The sequence below is a fragment of the Paeniglutamicibacter antarcticus genome (assembly GCF_039544305.1).
Taxonomy (GTDB): Bacteria; Actinomycetota; Actinomycetes; order Actinomycetales; family Micrococcaceae; genus Paeniglutamicibacter; species Paeniglutamicibacter antarcticus_C.
Window position 1 is genome coordinate 1 of sequence record NZ_BAABLK010000008.1, and the last position, 16,510, is coordinate 16,510.

Annotated in this window: 19 protein-coding genes; 15 read left to right on the top strand and 4 right to left on the bottom strand. The window is 63.7% G+C overall.

The annotated features are described in order from the left end of the window. The 12 genes from ABEA12_RS02275 to ABEA12_RS02330 all read left to right on the top strand — a co-directional run. The coding region (locus tag ABEA12_RS02275) for an LPXTG cell wall anchor domain-containing protein (RefSeq protein WP_345466184.1) at positions 1–377 on the top strand (377 nt) is incomplete at its 5' end. Between the two features lie 158 nt (positions 378–535). After that, the gene (locus tag ABEA12_RS02280) at positions 536–1,093 is read left to right on the top strand and encodes a hypothetical protein (protein ID WP_210100677.1); all 558 of its coding nucleotides are present in this window, start codon (positions 536–538) and stop codon (positions 1,091–1,093) included. A 187-nt stretch (positions 1,094–1,280) separates the two neighbouring features. Beyond that, a complete protein-coding gene (gene lepB, locus ABEA12_RS02285; RefSeq protein ID WP_210100678.1) occupies positions 1,281–1,994 on the top strand; it encodes a signal peptidase I in 714 nt (237 codons plus the stop codon). Then, positions 1,994–2,734, top strand: a complete 741-nt coding sequence (locus ABEA12_RS02290; RefSeq protein ID WP_210100679.1) for a ribonuclease HII — start codon at positions 1,994–1,996, stop codon at positions 2,732–2,734. Before lepB ends, ABEA12_RS02290 begins: the two co-directional genes overlap by 1 nt. After that, a complete protein-coding gene (locus tag ABEA12_RS02295; protein WP_210100680.1) occupies positions 2,731–3,051 on the top strand; it encodes a DUF2469 domain-containing protein in 321 nt (106 codons plus the stop codon). The genes ABEA12_RS02290 and ABEA12_RS02295 overlap by 4 nt, the downstream gene beginning before the upstream one ends. A gap of 63 nt (positions 3,052–3,114) precedes the next feature. After that, positions 3,115–4,080, top strand: coding sequence for a hypothetical protein (locus tag ABEA12_RS02300; RefSeq protein WP_210100681.1), 966 nt, complete (start codon positions 3,115–3,117; stop codon positions 4,078–4,080). A gap of 360 nt (positions 4,081–4,440) precedes the next feature. Beyond that, positions 4,441–5,850, top strand: coding sequence for an SH3 domain-containing protein (locus tag ABEA12_RS02305; protein ID WP_210100682.1), 1,410 nt, complete (start codon positions 4,441–4,443; stop codon positions 5,848–5,850). A 2-nt stretch (positions 5,851–5,852) separates the two neighbouring features. Then, positions 5,853–6,497 (top strand): hypothetical protein, encoded by a 645-nt coding sequence (locus tag ABEA12_RS02310; RefSeq protein ID WP_210100683.1) that lies wholly within the window; start codon positions 5,853–5,855, stop codon positions 6,495–6,497. 189 nt (positions 6,498–6,686) lie between these two features. Then, positions 6,687–6,950 (top strand): hypothetical protein, encoded by a 264-nt coding sequence (locus ABEA12_RS02315; protein ID WP_210100684.1) that lies wholly within the window; start codon positions 6,687–6,689, stop codon positions 6,948–6,950. A gap of 7 nt (positions 6,951–6,957) precedes the next feature. Beyond that, on the top strand, positions 6,958–7,365 hold the full coding sequence (locus ABEA12_RS02320) for a hypothetical protein (protein ID WP_210100685.1): 408 nt from the start codon (positions 6,958–6,960) through the stop codon (positions 7,363–7,365). 219 nt (positions 7,366–7,584) lie between these two features. After that, positions 7,585–7,944 (top strand): YraN family protein, encoded by a 360-nt coding sequence (locus tag ABEA12_RS02325; protein WP_210100686.1) that lies wholly within the window; start codon positions 7,585–7,587, stop codon positions 7,942–7,944. Next, complete coding sequence (locus ABEA12_RS02330) at positions 7,941–9,491, top strand: YifB family Mg chelatase-like AAA ATPase (RefSeq protein WP_210100687.1); 1,551 nt, start codon at positions 7,941–7,943, stop codon at positions 9,489–9,491. The genes ABEA12_RS02325 and ABEA12_RS02330 overlap by 4 nt, the downstream gene beginning before the upstream one ends. 5 nt (positions 9,492–9,496) lie before the next feature. On the opposite strand, the gene ABEA12_RS02335 is transcribed toward ABEA12_RS02330, so the two are convergent. The 4 genes from ABEA12_RS02335 to ABEA12_RS02350 form a co-directional block, all read right to left on the bottom strand. Continuing rightward, positions 9,497–10,159: an ABC transporter permease gene (locus ABEA12_RS02335; RefSeq protein WP_210100688.1), complete on the bottom strand. Its 663-nt coding sequence runs from the start codon at positions 10,157–10,159 to the stop codon at positions 9,497–9,499. After that, entirely contained in the window at positions 10,156–10,890 is a 735-nt protein-coding gene (locus ABEA12_RS02340) for an ABC transporter permease (protein ID WP_210100689.1), read from the bottom strand. Before ABEA12_RS02340 ends, ABEA12_RS02335 begins: the two co-directional genes overlap by 4 nt. Next, positions 10,887–11,954 (bottom strand): ABC transporter ATP-binding protein, encoded by a 1,068-nt coding sequence (locus ABEA12_RS02345; protein WP_210100690.1) that lies wholly within the window; start codon positions 11,952–11,954, stop codon positions 10,887–10,889. Before ABEA12_RS02345 ends, ABEA12_RS02340 begins: the two co-directional genes overlap by 4 nt. Before the next feature lie 141 nt (positions 11,955–12,095). After that, a complete protein-coding gene (locus ABEA12_RS02350; protein ID WP_210100691.1) occupies positions 12,096–13,028 on the bottom strand; it encodes an ABC transporter substrate-binding protein in 933 nt (310 codons plus the stop codon). 318 nt (positions 13,029–13,346) lie between these two features. Here ABEA12_RS02350 and ABEA12_RS02355 point away from each other — a divergent pair, with 318 nt between their 5' ends. The 3 genes from ABEA12_RS02355 to ABEA12_RS02365 all read left to right on the top strand — a co-directional run bounded on the left by ABEA12_RS02355 (position 13,347) and on the right by ABEA12_RS02365 (position 16,355). Beyond that, a complete protein-coding gene (locus ABEA12_RS02355; protein ID WP_345466202.1) occupies positions 13,347–14,651 on the top strand; it encodes a DNA-processing protein DprA in 1,305 nt (434 codons plus the stop codon). Between the two features lie 70 nt (positions 14,652–14,721). Further along, positions 14,722–15,705 carry a tyrosine recombinase XerC gene (locus ABEA12_RS02360; protein ID WP_210100693.1) on the top strand — a complete coding sequence of 328 codons (984 nt, stop codon included), beginning with the start codon at positions 14,722–14,724 and terminating at the stop codon, positions 15,703–15,705. Positions 15,706–15,851: 146 nt separating this feature from the next. Further along, positions 15,852–16,355, top strand: a complete 504-nt coding sequence (locus ABEA12_RS02365) for a DUF3145 domain-containing protein (protein ID WP_210100694.1) — start codon at positions 15,852–15,854, stop codon at positions 16,353–16,355. Positions 16,356–16,510: the final 155 nt, after the last annotated feature.

Consider the following 16,510-nt stretch of genomic DNA (forward strand, 5'->3'; position numbering starts at 1 on the left):
CGACCACCGCGCCGACTGAGCCGACCACCGCGCCGACTGAGCCGACCACCGCGCCGACTGAGCCGACCACCGCGCCGACTGAGCCGACCACCGCGCCGACTGAGCCGACCACCGCGCCGACTGAGCCTTCAGAACCGACCGAGTCGACCCCGGAGCCGACAAAGTCGACCCAGCCTTCGCAGGACACTGAGCCCTCCAAGGCACCGGTAGTTCCGCAGGAGAACGACAACAACGATAACGACGACAACGACGGACTGGCCGAAACCGGCCCGAACGCCGCACTGCCGTTCATCGCCACGGGTGGCGTACTGCTGGTCGCCGGCGGAGCGTTCATGCTCTTCCGCCGCAAGAACAACAAGGGTCACTACGGTGCCTAACCACGTAACACTCGGCTAGCCGAGCGCGCGTGAGCGGGGGGTCTTTCGCGGAATTGCATGCAATTCCGGGGGAGGCCCCCTTGCTTTTCCACAAGACTTTCAGCAAATGCCCAAAATGGGCCCCTAGACTCAGCCCAGAGAAGAAGGTGGTCAAACACATGAAGAACTCCACGAGCCGTACCGTCATGGCCGGTGGCGCGCTGGCGGCAGCACTCCTGCTTTCCGCCTGCGGCACCGAAACCGGCACCCCGGGAGCATCCGAGACGACACCATCCGCGTCGGTCAGTGTCGCGCCAGAGCAGAGCGAGGACGCGCAGTTGCTGCAACTCAATAAATCCCTCAAGGAAACCCTGGGGGACAAATACTCCGAGGGTTGGATCGCAGATGGCAAGCTTCACATTGCCGTCACCGACAAGTCTTCAGAGGCCACAGTGACCGAGGCCGGTGCTGTGGCGCATCTTGCCAAGTACTCTGCCGCGGAACTTGATGCCGCCATTGGCAAGATCATGGCGTGGCAGCGCGAACAGGGCGGAGACCTCGCCACGGCGATCCACACCTACATGCCCTCGGGACGTGATGGTTCCATCACCCTGGGAGTGGACCCCGGGCAGCTTGAGGCAATCAAGAAGGGCCTGGCAGCCGACGACGTCACCGGAGGCGTCACCGTGAACTTCAAGGAATCCGCGGGACCTGCCAGCCCGGCTGCCAGCAGCTAAAGGCAATGATCCGTGCGTGGCGTGCCCTACGAGTTCCGTAGGCGCGCCACGCACTGCTCCTACCGGCTGCTGGACGTAAGCTGGTAGCCGAGGGATCGTGATTCGATTTCGGCTGCCCGCTGCACCGGCAGGCGTGGAACCGGCCCGCAACACCAGAGCACAAGAAACCGAAAGGGCCTGCACCCACGTGAGCCACGCCAGTGACCCAGCAGCAACACCAGAGCGCCCCCGCAAGAAACGCAACCCCGTCTGGTCAGCCGTGCGCGAGATCGTGATTATCGTCGTGGTCGCCTTGGTGATCTCGTTGCTGGTCAAGACGTTCTTCTTCCGGGCCTTCTACATTCCTTCGGGTTCGATGGAAGAAACCCTGCAGGTCAACGACCGCATCTTTGCCAACCTCATGGCGCCTGGCCCCTTCGAACTAAACCGCGGAGACGTGGTGGTCTTCCGCGACGACCAGGGATGGCTCCCGCCGATCCCCGCACCAGCATCGACCCCAGTGTCGGACTTCTTCACCTTTGTCGGGCTGGCGCCGGACCCTTCCAACCAGCATCTGATCAAACGCATCATCGGCATGCCCGGGGACGTCGTGACATGCTGCGCGCCCGACGGGAAGCTCAGCGTCAACGGCACCGAGATAACCGAGTCCTACATCTACCCGGGCGACAACCCCTCGGACACCGAATTCTCCGCCACCGTGCCCGATGACAAACTCTGGGTCATGGGGGACCACCGAGGCGCCTCCGCCGACTCGCGCTTCCACGAAGACCTCCAAGGCGGCTTCGTCGACATCTCCTCGGTCGAGGGCCGTGCGGCCGTGATCTCCTGGCCACTGGATCGCATCGGCAAGATCTCCGGGCACCACGAGGTCTTCGAGAACATCCCGGCCTCCGCCAACTGATGGCTTCGGCAGAACCGACCCTGGACCACGAGCTAGCACTGGCCAAGGCCGGCGGCCACCGATTCATCGGCGCCGCGGACGAGGTCGGCCGCGGTTCGCTGGCCGGACCGGTGTCCGTGGGGTACCTCGTGATCGAGCCCGCCACGGTGCCGCTCTTGCCAAGGGTCCGGGATTCGAAGCTGCTCTCCTGCGCCGCGCGCGAGGAGCTTGTCCCGTTGATCAAGTCTTGGGCCGCGGCCTGGGGCGTGGGACATTCAAGTGCTGCGGAAATCGACGAACTGGGCCTGGTGCCTGCACTGCGCCTGGCGGGGCTGCGCGCCGCAAGGACCGCGCACCGCACCCAATGCGCCGATGCGGTGCTGCTGGACGGGAACCTCGACTGGCTCTCGGCCACCACGCAACCAACGTTGCTGGACTCCCTGGAGCCCGGGCTTGCGGACACGGCACGCATCGACGGCCTGCAAATCCCCGTGCGCACCCTGATCAAGGGGGACCTGCTGGCACTGTCCATCGCCGCTGCATCCATTTTGGCCAAAGTCGAACGCGATACCCTCATGGATGGGTATGATCACACTCACCCGGCGTACGGTTGGGTACGGAACAAGGGTTATGGCACCTCCGCCCACCGAAGCGCCATCGCGGCGCACGGAGCGAGCGACTACCACCGCAAGACCTGGCAGCTGACACCCAAGTTGCCGGCAGGACACATCGAAACAGGGGGCGAGGGGAGAACACCATGAGTGCCGAAGACCTGGAGAATTACGAAGCGGAACTGGAGCTGCAGCTCTACCGCGAGTACAAGGACGTTGCCAATCTCTTCAACTACGTCGTGGAAACCGAACGGCGCTTCTACCTGGCCAACAACGTTGATTTGAAGACCCGCTCCGCGGACGGAGAGGTCTTTTTCGACCTCACGCTCACCGACGCTTGGGTCTGGGACGTCTACCGCACCGGCCGCTTCGTGCAATCGGTGCGCATCGTCACGTTCAAGGACGTGAACATCGAGGAACTGAACCGCGCCGACGAGTTGACCATCCCCAAGGACGGATTGAACTAGCTCCCGCAGCCGGCGTCGGCACGCCCCTGCCCTGCCCTGCCCTGAGAGATGAGAGCACACCGCATGAACGAGCAGACCGGCAAGCAACATCCGGAAGACGACGAAGCCGATGACTTCGGGACGGTCTCCTTTGGACGGGTTTCGGGCGGAACCGCGAACGGTCTTCCCTATCTCAGCTCGTTGTCCTACCACTTCGATGACGGCGCCCCGGATCCCGTGGCGGGCAAACAGGCCTTCGGCACGGACATCGCGGCGCTGAACGGCGCATTGGTGGATTATGACCGCGTGCTGGCCTCCCGTGCCGATGACTTCACCTCGGCCTTTGCCACGGTCCCCGGCGAGGACGAATTATCCGGTGCCTCGGACCGGGTGCACGAAGCACTTGAATCCCTTGGCCTGTCGCATCAGGCTTACACCGGCCATGCATTCCTGCAGGGCCCGCTGTACCGTGAGCCGTATGTCTCCTCGGAGGAGCTCCGGGCGCAGTTGCTCGAATCCAGCGAGTTCACCGAGGACGTGGACCTCGACGAACACTGCGACCTACCCAGTCCCCATGAATTGGGATCCACCGTGGTTTTTGACCGGGTGCTGCACCAAAGCGCCACCGAGGTGCTTCGCCTGGACATGGCCAAGGTCTTCAGTCGCGGGGTGATGCTGGTGATCGACTACGCGAACCTGCGTGGAGCCGATGAGGACGCGCTGTTGTGGTTCCGCCGCAGCAATGAGCAACACGGCAACGTCGGGATTTCCCTACAACTCCACGATCCCGCCGGTGGAAAACCCTATAGTTCTGAACTCCAATGGGCCGAAGCCAACAACGGCCCACGCTGCTATGTGCTGAACGCCCACTTCTGGGTTCCGGGTGCGTCGGAAGCCGAGTCTCTGCTCGGCCGCCTCACCGTCACCGACGCCATTACCGCCGATGGTTCGATGGAGCCGCTGGTGACCGATATCCGCATCGACACCGCGCAACTGCGCGAAGCCGAAACACGGGTACGTTCGATCGGTCACTGGGAGCCGGGTCCGTGACCTCGAAGCACGCGCTGCCGTGATTCCCCATGCCGTGGCCGGCGACCGCCTGCTCGTCGGGGATCCCCGGCACAGGTAGTCGGCGCCCGGGTTCCGGGGTCTATGCTCGGGGCGCCGTCGCGGCCATGGATCGCGTGCGTGGTTTCCCGGAGGCTTGAGGCCTGGTATGGAGGCCTTTTGCCCTTATTTACTGGTGAGCCGCGGATTTGGAGGTTGCAGTTTGGTAACCAATGCGTAATGGTCGCGCGGAATCTTCAATTCTCCATTTGGTGCACGTATGGTGATTCGAAAGCCTTCGCTCGCGCCCAAACCACGGCATCGAGCCGTAGTGCGCAGAATCAGGGCCGTTGGGGGATCCGAGTGCAAAAGAAGAGAGCCGTCACGGCGTTGGTCATCGCGGTGGCGGTGGCCGGAAGCAGCAACGCGCTGATCGCGCCGGCCGTCGCCTACGGAATTGCCCCTGCTGCCGGAACAACGTGGAACGCCTTGGCCCAGCCGGCACCGGCCACGGCCATCGGCATCCTCGCCAAGAAGGTGAGCCTCAAGAAGGTCACCAAGAACAACCTTAACCTCCGCCAGGGCAAGAACACCAAGACCAAGGCCTTGCTGGTCATTCCAAAAAACTCCGCTGTGACGGTCACCGAGACCAGCGGCACCTGGAGCAAGACGAGCTACAAGGGTAAAACAGGCTGGGTGGCATCGAGCTACCTGAAGAACGCACCGGCCACCAAGAATCCGGCGCCCAAGTCGACTAACACCAGCCACCGGTACACCACCGGATTCACGATCCTGCGCAAGAGCGCCTCAGAAAAAGGTGCCTCCCTGGGGGTCTACCAGCGTCGTGCCAAGGTCGAATACCTCGCGGTCTCCGGGGCATGGACCAAGGTCAAGGTCTCGGGAAAAACAGGGTTCATCAAGTCCGCCGATCTTGCAAAGACCAATCCCGCGCTCGTGAGCCGGTGGCTGGATTCCGCACAGGTCGTGCACAAGAGCACCAGCAAGAATTCGGCCAAGGTCACGACAGTGGCCAAGGGGGCCAAGGTCGAATGGCTGCGCACAAGCGGCAGCTGGAGGGCCATCCGGACTCCCAAGGGCAACGGCTGGGTTCCTGGCTCGGCGCTGTCCAAGTCAAAGATCAAGCCAACGACCTCCAAGCCACCGGCGCAAAAGGCCATCTACCGTTGGAGTACGGCGAACGTGAACCTGCGCAAGGGGGTGGGAACCTCCCACCCGAGCATGGGAACGATCCCCGCCAATGAACGCGTCACCTACCTCAAGGGCGCCAGCGGCTGGTCGAACGTCAAATCCTCGAAGGGCACGGGGTGGGTGTCCAACGCGTACCTCAACACCCAAGGCCAATATCCGTTCGCCGTTTACGGGACCCTGCGCAAGGGCCAGTCGGCGTACTACATCCTCAAGGGCAAGACCTCGAAGGAAACCAAGACGACGATTTCCTCGCACAGCATGTATCTGCAGCCGAAGCAGACCTGGCTCTCCTACGTGATCCCGAGCAAGAAAGCCTCCGACAAGGTGGTCGTTGAACGGATGGACATCAAATCTGCCAGCTACCTCTCAACGGTTGCGAACATGGACGCCTGGGAACGCTTTGACCCCAAGAAGCCGTTGGCAGACCAGAACTACAACCGCGTGCTGGTCAATGACAAGGACGGCAAGAGGTCCTGGGCCTACCTTGGATCGAAGAAGATCGCGGCGTACCTGATGAAAAACGGAATCCGCGTGACTTCCGGCGACTACCTGAAGAGGTTCTGAGCATGAAGAAACAAGGCATGATCATCGCCGGCCTCGCCATCCTCGGCGTCTGCGCCGGGGCCATCGGGCTGGGCACCGCGGCAAACAGTGATGAATGGAAGCTGCCCGCCGATCTCACCGCCGGACCGGCGATTGCCGAGATCAACCCCTCGACCGGGGCGGAAGTCAAGATCGACCGGTTCGACAACGTTCAGAAGAAGGCAGGGGAAGCTGCCGGCCTGATCGATGAGGAAACCAACACCAACTACTTCACCATCGAAGTCACCAACAGCCAGCTCCTCGGCTCGTGCAACTCACGGGTGGGAAAGAACAGCCTCAAGCCCACCCGGAGCCGGTTCCTGGTTCTTGACGTCAAAGCGAGCCTGGCCGCATCGGTATCCCAAAAGGTCGGTGGAAGTGCCAACGATCTTTTCATGCCGCTGGTGGCTGAGACCTTTTCGGTGACCACGGGCAACGGGACCCCCGAACGGAACGTCACCTCGGAAACGGCCTGGGGGTGCCTTGATGACGCGGTGCTGCTGCCTGCGGTGGTCAACCCCGGACAAAGCGTCAGCGGCAAGGTGGTCCTGGATGTCGATGCGATCAAGGGCAATGTCGCCTACGACCCCGAAAACAACGGTGGTTGGTCCTGGCCCTACGGCGGCTAGGTAACTTCCGCGCAGTCGGCAGCGCCTGGGCCGCGGACCTGTTGCGATCGCGTGCGGTGCGTGCGAAGCTTTCAGCACGGCCGGCAAGGGGAAACCATCGGGCAACGGCGGGAGCCATGGGCAATGCAAGGTCATGCTGAAGGTGAACACGATCAGATCCACGCTGCCATCCTGCGAGCGGGCTCCCGGATGGGCGGCACATTGGCCGACGCCGGGACCGAGGGGCTTGTCGAGAATGACGATGTCCAACGAACGGTGGCCGCGGCCCTCGAACTGTTCGCCGGTCCTGGCATCAGGGCAACGGGTTCGGCCTTGGCGAACTACACGGCCGAAATCGTCGCCGTCGGAGCGCTGAGCCGGGCGGCGTCGGGCGAAGCGCCGATGACGATCGAAGAAGTGCACGGGGTCAGAGACTTCCTGCGGATCATCTTCAATGGCCTTTTCGAGGAATAGACCGGGCATGGGCGCTGACGTTGGGGACGACTCGATAGCACTGAGACTTCTGCGCTATGAACGATCCCAAAAGCTCTGCAACTACATCGGGGGCGGCATCGGCGGTTTGCTCGTCGTCGTTGGCCTCAGCGGAAGCACACTGGCCAATGCCCCATGGTGGATGGCCTCGGTCATCATCACCTTGGTTGTTTTCGCCGCGGTTTTCCTGGGACGGGCCTACATCGGCTTCCTGAGCTCCCACTACGAGCTGGTCCGCTACCAGAAAGCGCAGAAGCGCGCGGACACCGACCAGGTGCCGGACACCGGAGAACTGGGATATCCAAGTGCCACGTTCATGTTCTTCAAGATCTCCACCGTGCTGCTGTTCCTGGCAGGGCTGGTCCTGCTCGTGGGGATATGGTTCCCGCCGCGCTGAGTGTACGTTCGAACCGATGCCGTGAGGTCGTTGGCCAGGACCGCTTAGGCTGAGCATTTTGGGGATGAAGGCTGCCAGCAACTCCCGGGCAACGGATCCCTTGTCCACACCCCTGCAACCGTGCCCGCTGTGAGGTGTGCGTGCGCTGCACCATGGGACCAAGGCAGCATGCGCTCGGCAACGTCGGCGCACGGGCAAGGTCGACGGGAGAGCGTGCAGATGAACCACAACCAGGAGTTGGGGGCCGCGGGCGAGGAGCTGGCAGCGAACTTTCTGATCGCTGCCGGATACACCGTCCTGGAGCGCAATTGGCGCTGCAACCTCGGGGAGCTGGACATTGTCGCCAGGCATGAGGGCAGGATCGTTGGCGTGGAGGTCAAGACGCGCAGTTCACTGGGATTCGGGCACCCCGCCGAGGCCGTGAATCCGGCCAAGCTGCGCAGGCTCTCCTTGCTCATCCGGCGTTGGAGCCGGACCCACGGGTACCGGCAGCAGCCGGTACGCGTGGATGTGCTCGCCATCCTCGCGCCCCCGGGCCGTGAACCGCTGATCGAGCACCTGATCGGGGTGGAATCGTGAGCCTGGCCAGGACCCTGGGCATCTGCCTGAGTGGACTCGAGGGCCAACTCATCGAGATTGAGGCCGACGTCGGCAACGGCATCCCGGCCTTCATCCTGCTCGGGTTACCGGATGCGGCGCTGAATGAATCGCGTGAGCGGATCCGGGCTGCGGCACGTAACTCCGGCGTTCCCCTGCCCAACCGGCGACTGACCGTCAACCTGACCCCGGCCACCGTGCACAAACGCGGTTCGGGATTCGATTTGGCCATCGTGCTTGCGGCACTGGCCGCGGACCGGGCCATCACCGCACCGGCAGGTGTCGTCTATGTGGCCGAACTGGGACTCGATGGTTCGTTGCGTCCGGTTTCCGGGGTCCTGCCCGCAGTGATGTCCGCGGTGCAGGCGGGTTACCCGAATGTGGTGGTTGCCTCGGCGAACGAGTCGGAAGCGCAACTTGTGACAGGCGCCCGTGTGCGCTCCTATGCGCACCTCTCGCAGGTCCTGGCGGACTCCGGTGCCGATCCGTTGGCCCTGCGCTTCAGGGCGCGCCACGAGCCTCCCACCAAGCACGGTGTCCGGTGGCCTTCGGCCGGATCCCCGCAGCCGGACCTTTCCGAGGTGATCGGACAGGCCCAGGGCCGCTACGCCCTGGAGGTTGCCGCTGCCGGCGGCCACCACCTGCTCTTCACCGGTCCTCCCGGCGCCGGAAAGACGATGCTGGCACAACGGCTGGCCGGGTTGCTGCCGGACCTCGGCGAGGCCGAGGCGCTGGAAACCACCGCCGTACACTCATTGGCGGCCGGGAACACGCGGATTACTTCGTTGATGCGGCGCCCGCCCTTCGAATCCCCGCACCACAGCGCCTCCATGGTGGCGCTGATAGGCGGCGGCAGCGGCATCCCGCGCCCCGGCGCCGCCTCACGTGCGCACCAGGGCGTGCTTTTTTTGGACGAAGCCCCGGAGTTTTCCGCCGTGGCCCTTGATGCCTTGCGCCAACCCATGGAATCCGGGGTGCTGACCCTGCACCGGGCTGCCGGTGTGGCGTGCTATCCGGCGCGGTTCCAGCTGTTGCTGGCGGCCAACCCGTGCCCTTGCGGGCGGAACCTGGGCAAGGGAACTGACTGCACCTGCACCCCGATGGCCCGTCGGCGCTACCTAGCCAGGCTCTCGGGTCCCTTGCTGGACCGGGTCGATATGCAGCTCTTCGTCCCGCAGCTCACGTCCAAGGCGTTGGCCGGCCACGGCGGCGGGGAGCCTTCGGCGGTGGTGGCGGCGCGGGTGCGTGTTGCCCGCGCCGCAGCTGGTGAGAGGTTGAGGCGTTGGGGGATCGGAACCAATTCCCTGGTCCCGGGATCGGTACTGCGTAACGAGCTGCGCCTAGGCCCGGCAACGGTGGCCGGGCTGAACCGGGCCACCGAATCCCTGCGGCTCAGTGCTAGGGGCTATGACAGGGTGCTGCGCCTGGCTTGGTCCATTGCGGACTTGAACTCCCACGCGTGCCCCACCGCCGCGGACGTGGAGGTCGCGCTGCAGCTGCGGCAGCACGGCAAGGGGGATGTGGGCTAGGTGTCCTAGCGCGGCACCTCACGCCGAGCCGGCGAGAACGCGGCAACCAGCAAGGCCATGAGTCCGTCAAGAACCAGGGCCAAGGCCGTGACCAACACGGCGCCGACCAGAACCTTGCCGTAGTCATAGAGTGCGAGCCCGTCAAAGATGTAGCGGCCCAGCCCGCCCAGATTCACGTATGCGGCAATTGTTGCCGTGGCGACCACCTGCAGGATCGCACCGCGCAAGCCGCCGAGGATCAGCGGCAGGGCAAGAGGCAGTTCTACCTGGGCGATGATGCGCGAGTCTTTCATGCCGATGGCCCGGGCCGCGTCCACCACCTCCGGATCAACATTCGCGACACCCGCGTACACGCCGGCCAGGATGGGCGGGATCGCAATCAGTACCAGGGCCGCGAGCGGTGGCAAGAGCCCGAGGCCCATCAACAACACCAGCAGCGTCATGATTCCCAGGGAGGGCAGTGCCCGAAGCACGTTTGAAGCTGAAACCAGGAAGACCCGGCCGATGCCGGTGTGCCCGATGAAGACCCCGACGGGGAACGCGATGACCACAGCTGCCAGGACGGCCAGGATCGAATACCACAGGTGTTCGCCCAATCGGGCGAAGATCCCCCCTGTTCCGGACCAGTTGGCGCCATCGGCGAAATAGGAAAGCATGTCGGGGATCATGTGGCGTCCTGCCCTGATGTGTTGGCACCCAAGCTGGCTGTGGCATCGGCTGTGCCGGCCTTGCGGCCGCGCTTGGTGTTCGAGGCCTCTTGCTTCGTTCCCTGGTTCAGCCAAGGTGTGAGCAACCGGGCGACGCCGGCGACGACCCGGTCAAAGACCAGGGCCAACAGGAGGATCATGATGATGCCTGCCAGGATCTGATCCGGGTAGTTTCGCTGGTATCCCGACACGAAGAGCTGGCCCAGCCCGCCCACACCGATCACGGCCCCTACCGAGACCAGCGAAATATTGGTCACGACAGCAACCCGGGTGCCGGCGGCCAGCGGGGCAACCGCCAGGGGCAGGTCCACATAGACGCGGCGTCGGGCCCGGGAATAGCCCAGTGCCTCGGCGGCGCTGAGGACCGCGGGTGGAACGGCATCCAGGGCGTCAAAGGTCGTGCGCACCAGCAGGGACGTCGAATACATGCTCAGCGCGATGACAACGTTCAACGGATCCAGGATCTGGGTGCCGATCAGCGAGGGGATGACCACAAACAGCGCCAGCGAGGGGATCGTAAAGACCGCGCTGGCCACGGCCGTGATCAGTGCCCGGGCCCGGGGCCTGTTGCCGAAGACCAGCCCGATCGCCAGGGCGAGCGCCAGGCCTATGACCGTGGGCACGATGCTCAGGTAGAGGTGCTGTTGGGTCAGATCCAGGACCTGGGCGAAGTTGGCCAGCAGCCAGTTCATGTCCGTGCCCGTTCGCTCGGGCGCAGCAGGGGTCCCAGATCGGACAGGGTGAAATAGCCGGTGGGGTACCCCGATCCGTTGACCAGCAGTGCGGCCGAGGTCGGTGATGCCAACACCGCGTCAAGCCCGGTCCGTAGCGAGGCATCGAAACGTACCAGAGGGTGCGGGCCGAATACCTGGCCTTCGGAGTTGACCCAGGAGACGCTGTTTGCCTGGCCGTTGACCTGCACGCCCCAGCCCGGCGCCAGCGAGGACATGTCGATCAGGCCCGCGGCGTCGGGGCTTGGCAGCCCAGAGGCGTCCAGCCCGGACAAGGTCTCGAAGGACAGGGTCCTGAATCCGCGGTCCTTGGCCACCAGCGAGGCGACGAAGTCCGTCGCCGGCCGGGTGAGGATTTCCAGCGGGGTTGCATACTGGTGCAGTACCCCTCCGGGGGCCAGCACCGCAATCTTGTCGCCCAGTGTCAGGGCCTCGTCGATGTCGTGGGTGACCATCACGATGGTCTTCTTGATCTCCGCCTGAAGGTGCTGCACCTCTTGCTGAAGCTCGAGGCGCACTATCGGGTCCACGGCGCTGAAAGGCTCGTCCATGAGCAGGATCGGCGGGTCGGCGGCCAAGGCGCGGGCCACCCCCACGCGCTGCTGCTGTCCCCCGGAGAGCTGTGCAGGGAAGCGCTTGGCCAAGGAAGCGTCCAAGCCAACGCGCTCAAGGGCCTCGTGGGCCTTGGCGCGGGCCTGGACCTTGTTGAGCCCCAGCAGGCGTTGCACGGTGGCGACGTTGTCCAGGACCGTTCGGTGCGGGAAGAGCCCGGCGTTTTGCAACACGTAGCCGATGCCCAGACGCAGGGTGACCGCACGGATGCCGGCCACGTCTTGGTCGTCAATGAGGATCCGACCGCTGCTGGGAGCCACCATGCGGTTGATCATCCGCATCGAGGTGGTCTTGCCGCAGCCACTGGGCCCGACCAGGACGGTAAAGGAACCGGTGGGGATCGCCAGGTCAAGGTCGCTGACCGCCTGGGTTCCGCCGGGGTATAGCTTGGACACTGATTCGAAGGTGATCATCGCGGTTCCTGGGTCCTATCGCTGGCGGTACGGCGCGAAAAGTATATTTTGGGATGGGGGTTCCCCACCGACGGGAGAACGCCCGCGCACCCCGAATCGAACATTCGTTCTAATACTGTTGATTCGGGGTGCGCGATGCTGCTACTTGCTCAGCAGGCCCTGGTCGGTGAGCCATGTGATGGCAGCCTGCTTCGGTTCCACCTTTGCATCCCCGGAGACCTGTTCGTTGAGCTTGATCAGCTCCTCGGTGCTCAGCTTCGCGGAAATCGCATCAAGGGTTTGCATCGCGGTGTCATCTAGCTTGCCCTCGGCAGCCACCGGGACGACCTGCTGGGCGGGGAAGTTGTTCTTAGGGTCTTCCAGCACAACAAGGTCGTTGGCCGGAATGGCTGTGCTGGTGGTGAAGATGTTGGCAGCCGTGACATCGCCGGCAAGCAGTGCCTTCACCGTTGCCGGTCCGCCGCCATCGGAGATCGGCTCGAATTTCGAGGGAACCAGTCCGTAGGCTTCCTTCAGTCCTGCCAGGCCCCGGGTGCGTTCCTTGAATTCAGGCGGGCCGGCGATGATGAGTTCGTCATTGTGTGCAACGAGGTCTTCGATGCTCTTCAGGTTCCACTTGTCGGCCGTTTTGCGGGTGACAACCACCGCGTCCTTGTCCTCGGCGGACGCAGGCGTGAGCATGGTGAGCTTCTTGGCCTTCAGCACCTCGGGCAGGGCAGCGAGGATCGAATCGGGCGACGATACGTCGGCGCCCTCGTCCAGGAAGATCAGCAGGTTGCCGGTGTAGTCCGGGATCAAGTCGATGGAACCGTCGGACAGCGCAGGGATGTAGGCCTCACGGGATCCGATGTTGAACTTGGTCTCGATGGTGTAGCCCTTGTCCTTGAGCCCCTCGGCGTAGAGGTTGCCGATGATTTCGGATTCGGTGAAGTTCGCGGAGGAAACCGTCAGTGTGCCACCGGCCGCGGAATCGCTGGACTTCGGGGCATCCGTGGGGTTTGAACATCCGGAGAGGATCAACGAGCCGGCCACCATCGAAAGGGCTGCAATCAAGGGGAACTTTGTCTTTGTCATGTGCTGTGCCTATTTTCGTTTCAGTTGGTTCGTCCGGCGACCCGCCCGGAGCCCCGTGGTCATCGGCACGAGCGCTGAACCTATAGTTACCTATTTGCGCTCCCACAAGCAACATTTATGTGTACCACCTGCCCACACAGCCCCGGAGCGTGCTTACCGCCGTCGTGCTCCACAGGTTGCCAGGGGCGTGAGCACCTGAAGGGACAGGGGCCTCACCATGGATCAACGGGCAGGCAAAGGTCCATCAGGTACCAGCCCGCCCGAAGCCGCCTCCCCGGGGTATGCGGCAGGCCAATACCCCTACAGGCGGGAAGCATCGTGGAGACCAACAACATCGATCCGGAAGTCCATGCGAGAGCGGGCCTCACACACATCGTCGAGCCCAACGACCTGACCGGTGCCGCACTGGTGCAAATCGCCGGAGCGGTCGAAGCCTACCGACTGATCCGCGAGCACGTAGGCACGGCGCCGGCCAGTGAGCAACAACAAGTCGCAGAGCTCCTCGACGCCCACGGGGCCAGCCGCGCCGCACTGCGCCTGGACGCCGGGCTCGAACGATGGAGGGCCCGTGCAGTACATACTGACCCCGAAGCCGACCTGAAGCTCATGGGACACCTGGGCGGTGGCATCATGGTCCCCGGGGATGCCAACTGGCCCCGGGGATTCGACGCATTGGGGCTGGGTGCTCCGCTGGCGCTATGGTTCCGGGGAGAAGGGAACCAGCGCATCCTGCGTGATCCGGGCAGACTGGTCGCCATTGTAGGTTCCCGCGATGCCACCGAATACGGACGCACCATCACTGCCGAACTCGTCAGCGGACTGCGCGCGCGGGGGATCTGCATCGTTTCCGGCGGAGCATACGGCATCGACGCCCAGGCCCACCAGACGGCGCTCGCCGAAGAAGCACCGAACGCTGCGATGTCCAGGGAAGACCCGTTGCCGGCGACCATTGCCGTGATGGCCGGAGGGCTGAACCGCCTCTACCCGGTCGGAAACGAGCAACTGCTCAAACGCGTACATCGCCAGGGGCTGCTGATCGCCGAGGTCGCACCCGGGGCAACGCCCAGCCGTTGGAGGTTCCTGCAACGCAATAGGTTGATTGCCGCCTTGTGCGCCGCAACCGTCGTTTCCGAGGCCCGCTGGCGTTCTGGGGCATTAAGCACGGCACGCCATGCAGCGGAAATAGGCCGCGAGGTAGGAGCGGTGCCGGGCCCGGTGTTCTCCGCCAATTCCGCGGGATGCCATCGCTTGGTCCGGGAGGGGGCAGCAACCCTAGTCACCGATGCCGCAGAGGTGATTGAACTACTTGACCTGCCGGCGCTGGATACTTTCCGCGCGGGCGAGGCTCCGGCATCTGACAGCTTTTCCAACGTGCGCACGGAATCCCGAAGTGACCATGACGGATTAGCCGTCCAGGACCTGTTGTTGCTCGATGCCCTTGGCGTACGCAGCCCAAGGGGCGTGGATCAGCTCACCGTCGTGGCGGGACTGGGAATAGGCTCGGTCCTGGGAGGGCTCTCCCGCCTGGCCGCGGCGGGACTGGCCGAGCAAAGCGGGAACGGATGGATACGCCGCTTCCCCCGGGGCCGCGAACACCAACGTGGGGCACCTACGGCTCCATGAGAAACGACACGCCGCAACCAAGCGGCGTTGCATCATTGCCCTAAGCCCTCCGGCGGGAGACAGTGGGAACGTGCCAGAGCCAACCAAAGACCACGCCGATGCCGCTGCGATCCCGGCGCTACTGGACAACGCCCGCGACGGATTCCTGCGGCACATGGCATTGGAACGCGAACGCAGTGAACACACCCTGCGCGCCTATGGCAGCGACATCAGCAACCTCTACACCTATGCCGTCACGCGGGGAGCCACCGATCTGACCGGCCTCGACCTCACCTTGTTGCGCGGATGGCTCATGACGCTGCAAGAAACGGGGCTCGCCCGATCCACCCTCGCCAGGCGCTCGGCGACCATCCGAAGCTTCCTCGCCTGGGCGGTACGTGAGAACCTCATCACTACCAACCCCGCGATCCGGCTGAAATCACCCAAGCGCGATCAACGGCTCCCGCACATACTGCAAAACAACCAAATCGAACGCATCTTCCAGGCCGATGCCCCTGGCGCCCAAGCAACGGACGGCAAAGAGAACGAAGCCACGACGGAACAGCTTGCGCTCGCCGATCGCAACAAACTCATCCTCGAACTGCTCTATGCCACTGCCGTTCGAGTGGGGGAGCTGGTGTCTCTGGACATCCACGACATCGACTTGGACAGGCGCACGCTTCGGGTCATTGGCAAGGGAAACAAGGAACGCACCGTTCCCTTCGGGCAGCCGGCGATGCACGCGGTTGACGATTGGCTTCGCAGGTCCCGGCCGGCGCTGCGCACCGAGGATTCTGGACAAGCGCTGCTCCTTGGACGCCGCGGAAAGCGGATCGATGCCCGCCAAGCCAGGCAAGTCGTCTCCGATGCGCTCGAAGCGTTGGGGGATACGGCAGCGCGTGGACCCCATGCGTTGCGCCACAGCGCTGCCACGCACTTGCTGGACAGGGGGGCTGACCTGCGCGCGGTACAGGAAATACTGGGGCACTCCTCGCTGGCAACCACCCAGCTCTACACGCATGTTTCGGTCGAACGGCTCAAGGAGAGCTACCAAAAAGCTCATCCACGCGCATAGTCCTTAGTCACCGAGCAGACTCTTGGTCTACACGAGCTGGCCGAACCACGTATAATCGTGCAGAATACTAGAGTAGGACTTGCTGGACTTCGAAATTGGATTGTTGGCGTTGGGGAAGACGTTCCAACAGCACATCGGAGGAAAGCATGTCTGACGCACTGACGAGGGGCGTACTTTTCGTACACTCAGCCCCTGCAGCGCTGTGCCCGCACATCGAGTGGGCAATTGGTTCCGTTGTTGACCAGCGCACGGATCTGCACTGGACCGAGCAGAGCGCCTCGCCGGGCATGTCCCGGGCCGAGGTCAACTGGACGGGCAAGCCCGGCACGGGTGCTCTTTTGGCATCGGCTCTTCGCGGTTGGGCCCACCTGCGTTATGAGGTTACCGAGGATGCTAGCCCCGGAGTCGACTCGAGCCGCTGGTCCCACACCCCGGAACTTGGTATCTTCCACGCCACGACGGACGCAGCAGGAAACATCATGGTCAGTGAAGAGCGGATCCGCTGGGCCTACGAAAAGGGTGCGGGCGACCCGGCCATTGTCTACCAGGAACTCTCCATTGCCCTGGGTGAGGCGTGGGACGAAGAGCTCGAACCTTTCCGTTACGCCGCTGAAGGCGCACCGGTTCGTTGGCTGCACCAAGTCATCTAGCCACCAATCACGATGCCTTGAGCAACCAGTGCTCTCACCATGCGGGCTTTCCAGGAGCTATCAACTGGTAGAAGATTCGACCTGTCGATGATACATCTTGTAGTTATGTCGACTAATGGGTAAACAGCTCACGCGTCACGGCTGTTGTGGTGCCG

What these genes read in the sequence shown, in the direction of transcription:
- ABEA12_RS02280 (WP_210100677.1), top strand. Translation starts at nt 536, where the DNA reads ATGAAGAACTCCACGAGCCGTACCGTCATGGCCGGTGGCGCGCTGGCG.
- ABEA12_RS02290 (WP_210100679.1), top strand. Translation starts at nt 1,994, where the DNA reads ATGGCTTCGGCAGAACCGACCCTGGACCACGAGCTAGCACTGGCCAAG.
- ABEA12_RS02295 (WP_210100680.1), top strand. Translation starts at nt 2,731, where the DNA reads ATGAGTGCCGAAGACCTGGAGAATTACGAAGCGGAACTGGAGCTGCAG.
- ABEA12_RS02300 (WP_210100681.1), top strand. Translation starts at nt 3,115, where the DNA reads ATGAACGAGCAGACCGGCAAGCAACATCCGGAAGACGACGAAGCCGAT.
- ABEA12_RS02310 (WP_210100683.1), top strand. Translation starts at nt 5,853, where the DNA reads ATGAAGAAACAAGGCATGATCATCGCCGGCCTCGCCATCCTCGGCGTC.
- ABEA12_RS02315 (WP_210100684.1), top strand. Translation starts at nt 6,687, where the DNA reads ATGGGCGGCACATTGGCCGACGCCGGGACCGAGGGGCTTGTCGAGAAT.
- ABEA12_RS02320 (WP_210100685.1), top strand. Translation starts at nt 6,958, where the DNA reads ATGGGCGCTGACGTTGGGGACGACTCGATAGCACTGAGACTTCTGCGC.
- ABEA12_RS02325 (WP_210100686.1), top strand. Translation starts at nt 7,585, where the DNA reads ATGAACCACAACCAGGAGTTGGGGGCCGCGGGCGAGGAGCTGGCAGCG.
- ABEA12_RS02335 (WP_210100688.1), bottom strand. Translation starts at nt 10,159, where the DNA reads ATGATCCCCGACATGCTTTCCTATTTCGCCGATGGCGCCAACTGGTCC.
- ABEA12_RS02340 (WP_210100689.1), bottom strand. Translation starts at nt 10,890, where the DNA reads ATGAACTGGCTGCTGGCCAACTTCGCCCAGGTCCTGGATCTGACCCAA.
- ABEA12_RS02345 (WP_210100690.1), bottom strand. Translation starts at nt 11,954, where the DNA reads ATGATCACCTTCGAATCAGTGTCCAAGCTATACCCCGGCGGAACCCAG.
- ABEA12_RS02350 (WP_210100691.1), bottom strand. Translation starts at nt 13,028, where the DNA reads ATGACAAAGACAAAGTTCCCCTTGATTGCAGCCCTTTCGATGGTGGCC.
- ABEA12_RS02365 (WP_210100694.1), top strand. Translation starts at nt 15,852, where the DNA reads ATGTCTGACGCACTGACGAGGGGCGTACTTTTCGTACACTCAGCCCCT.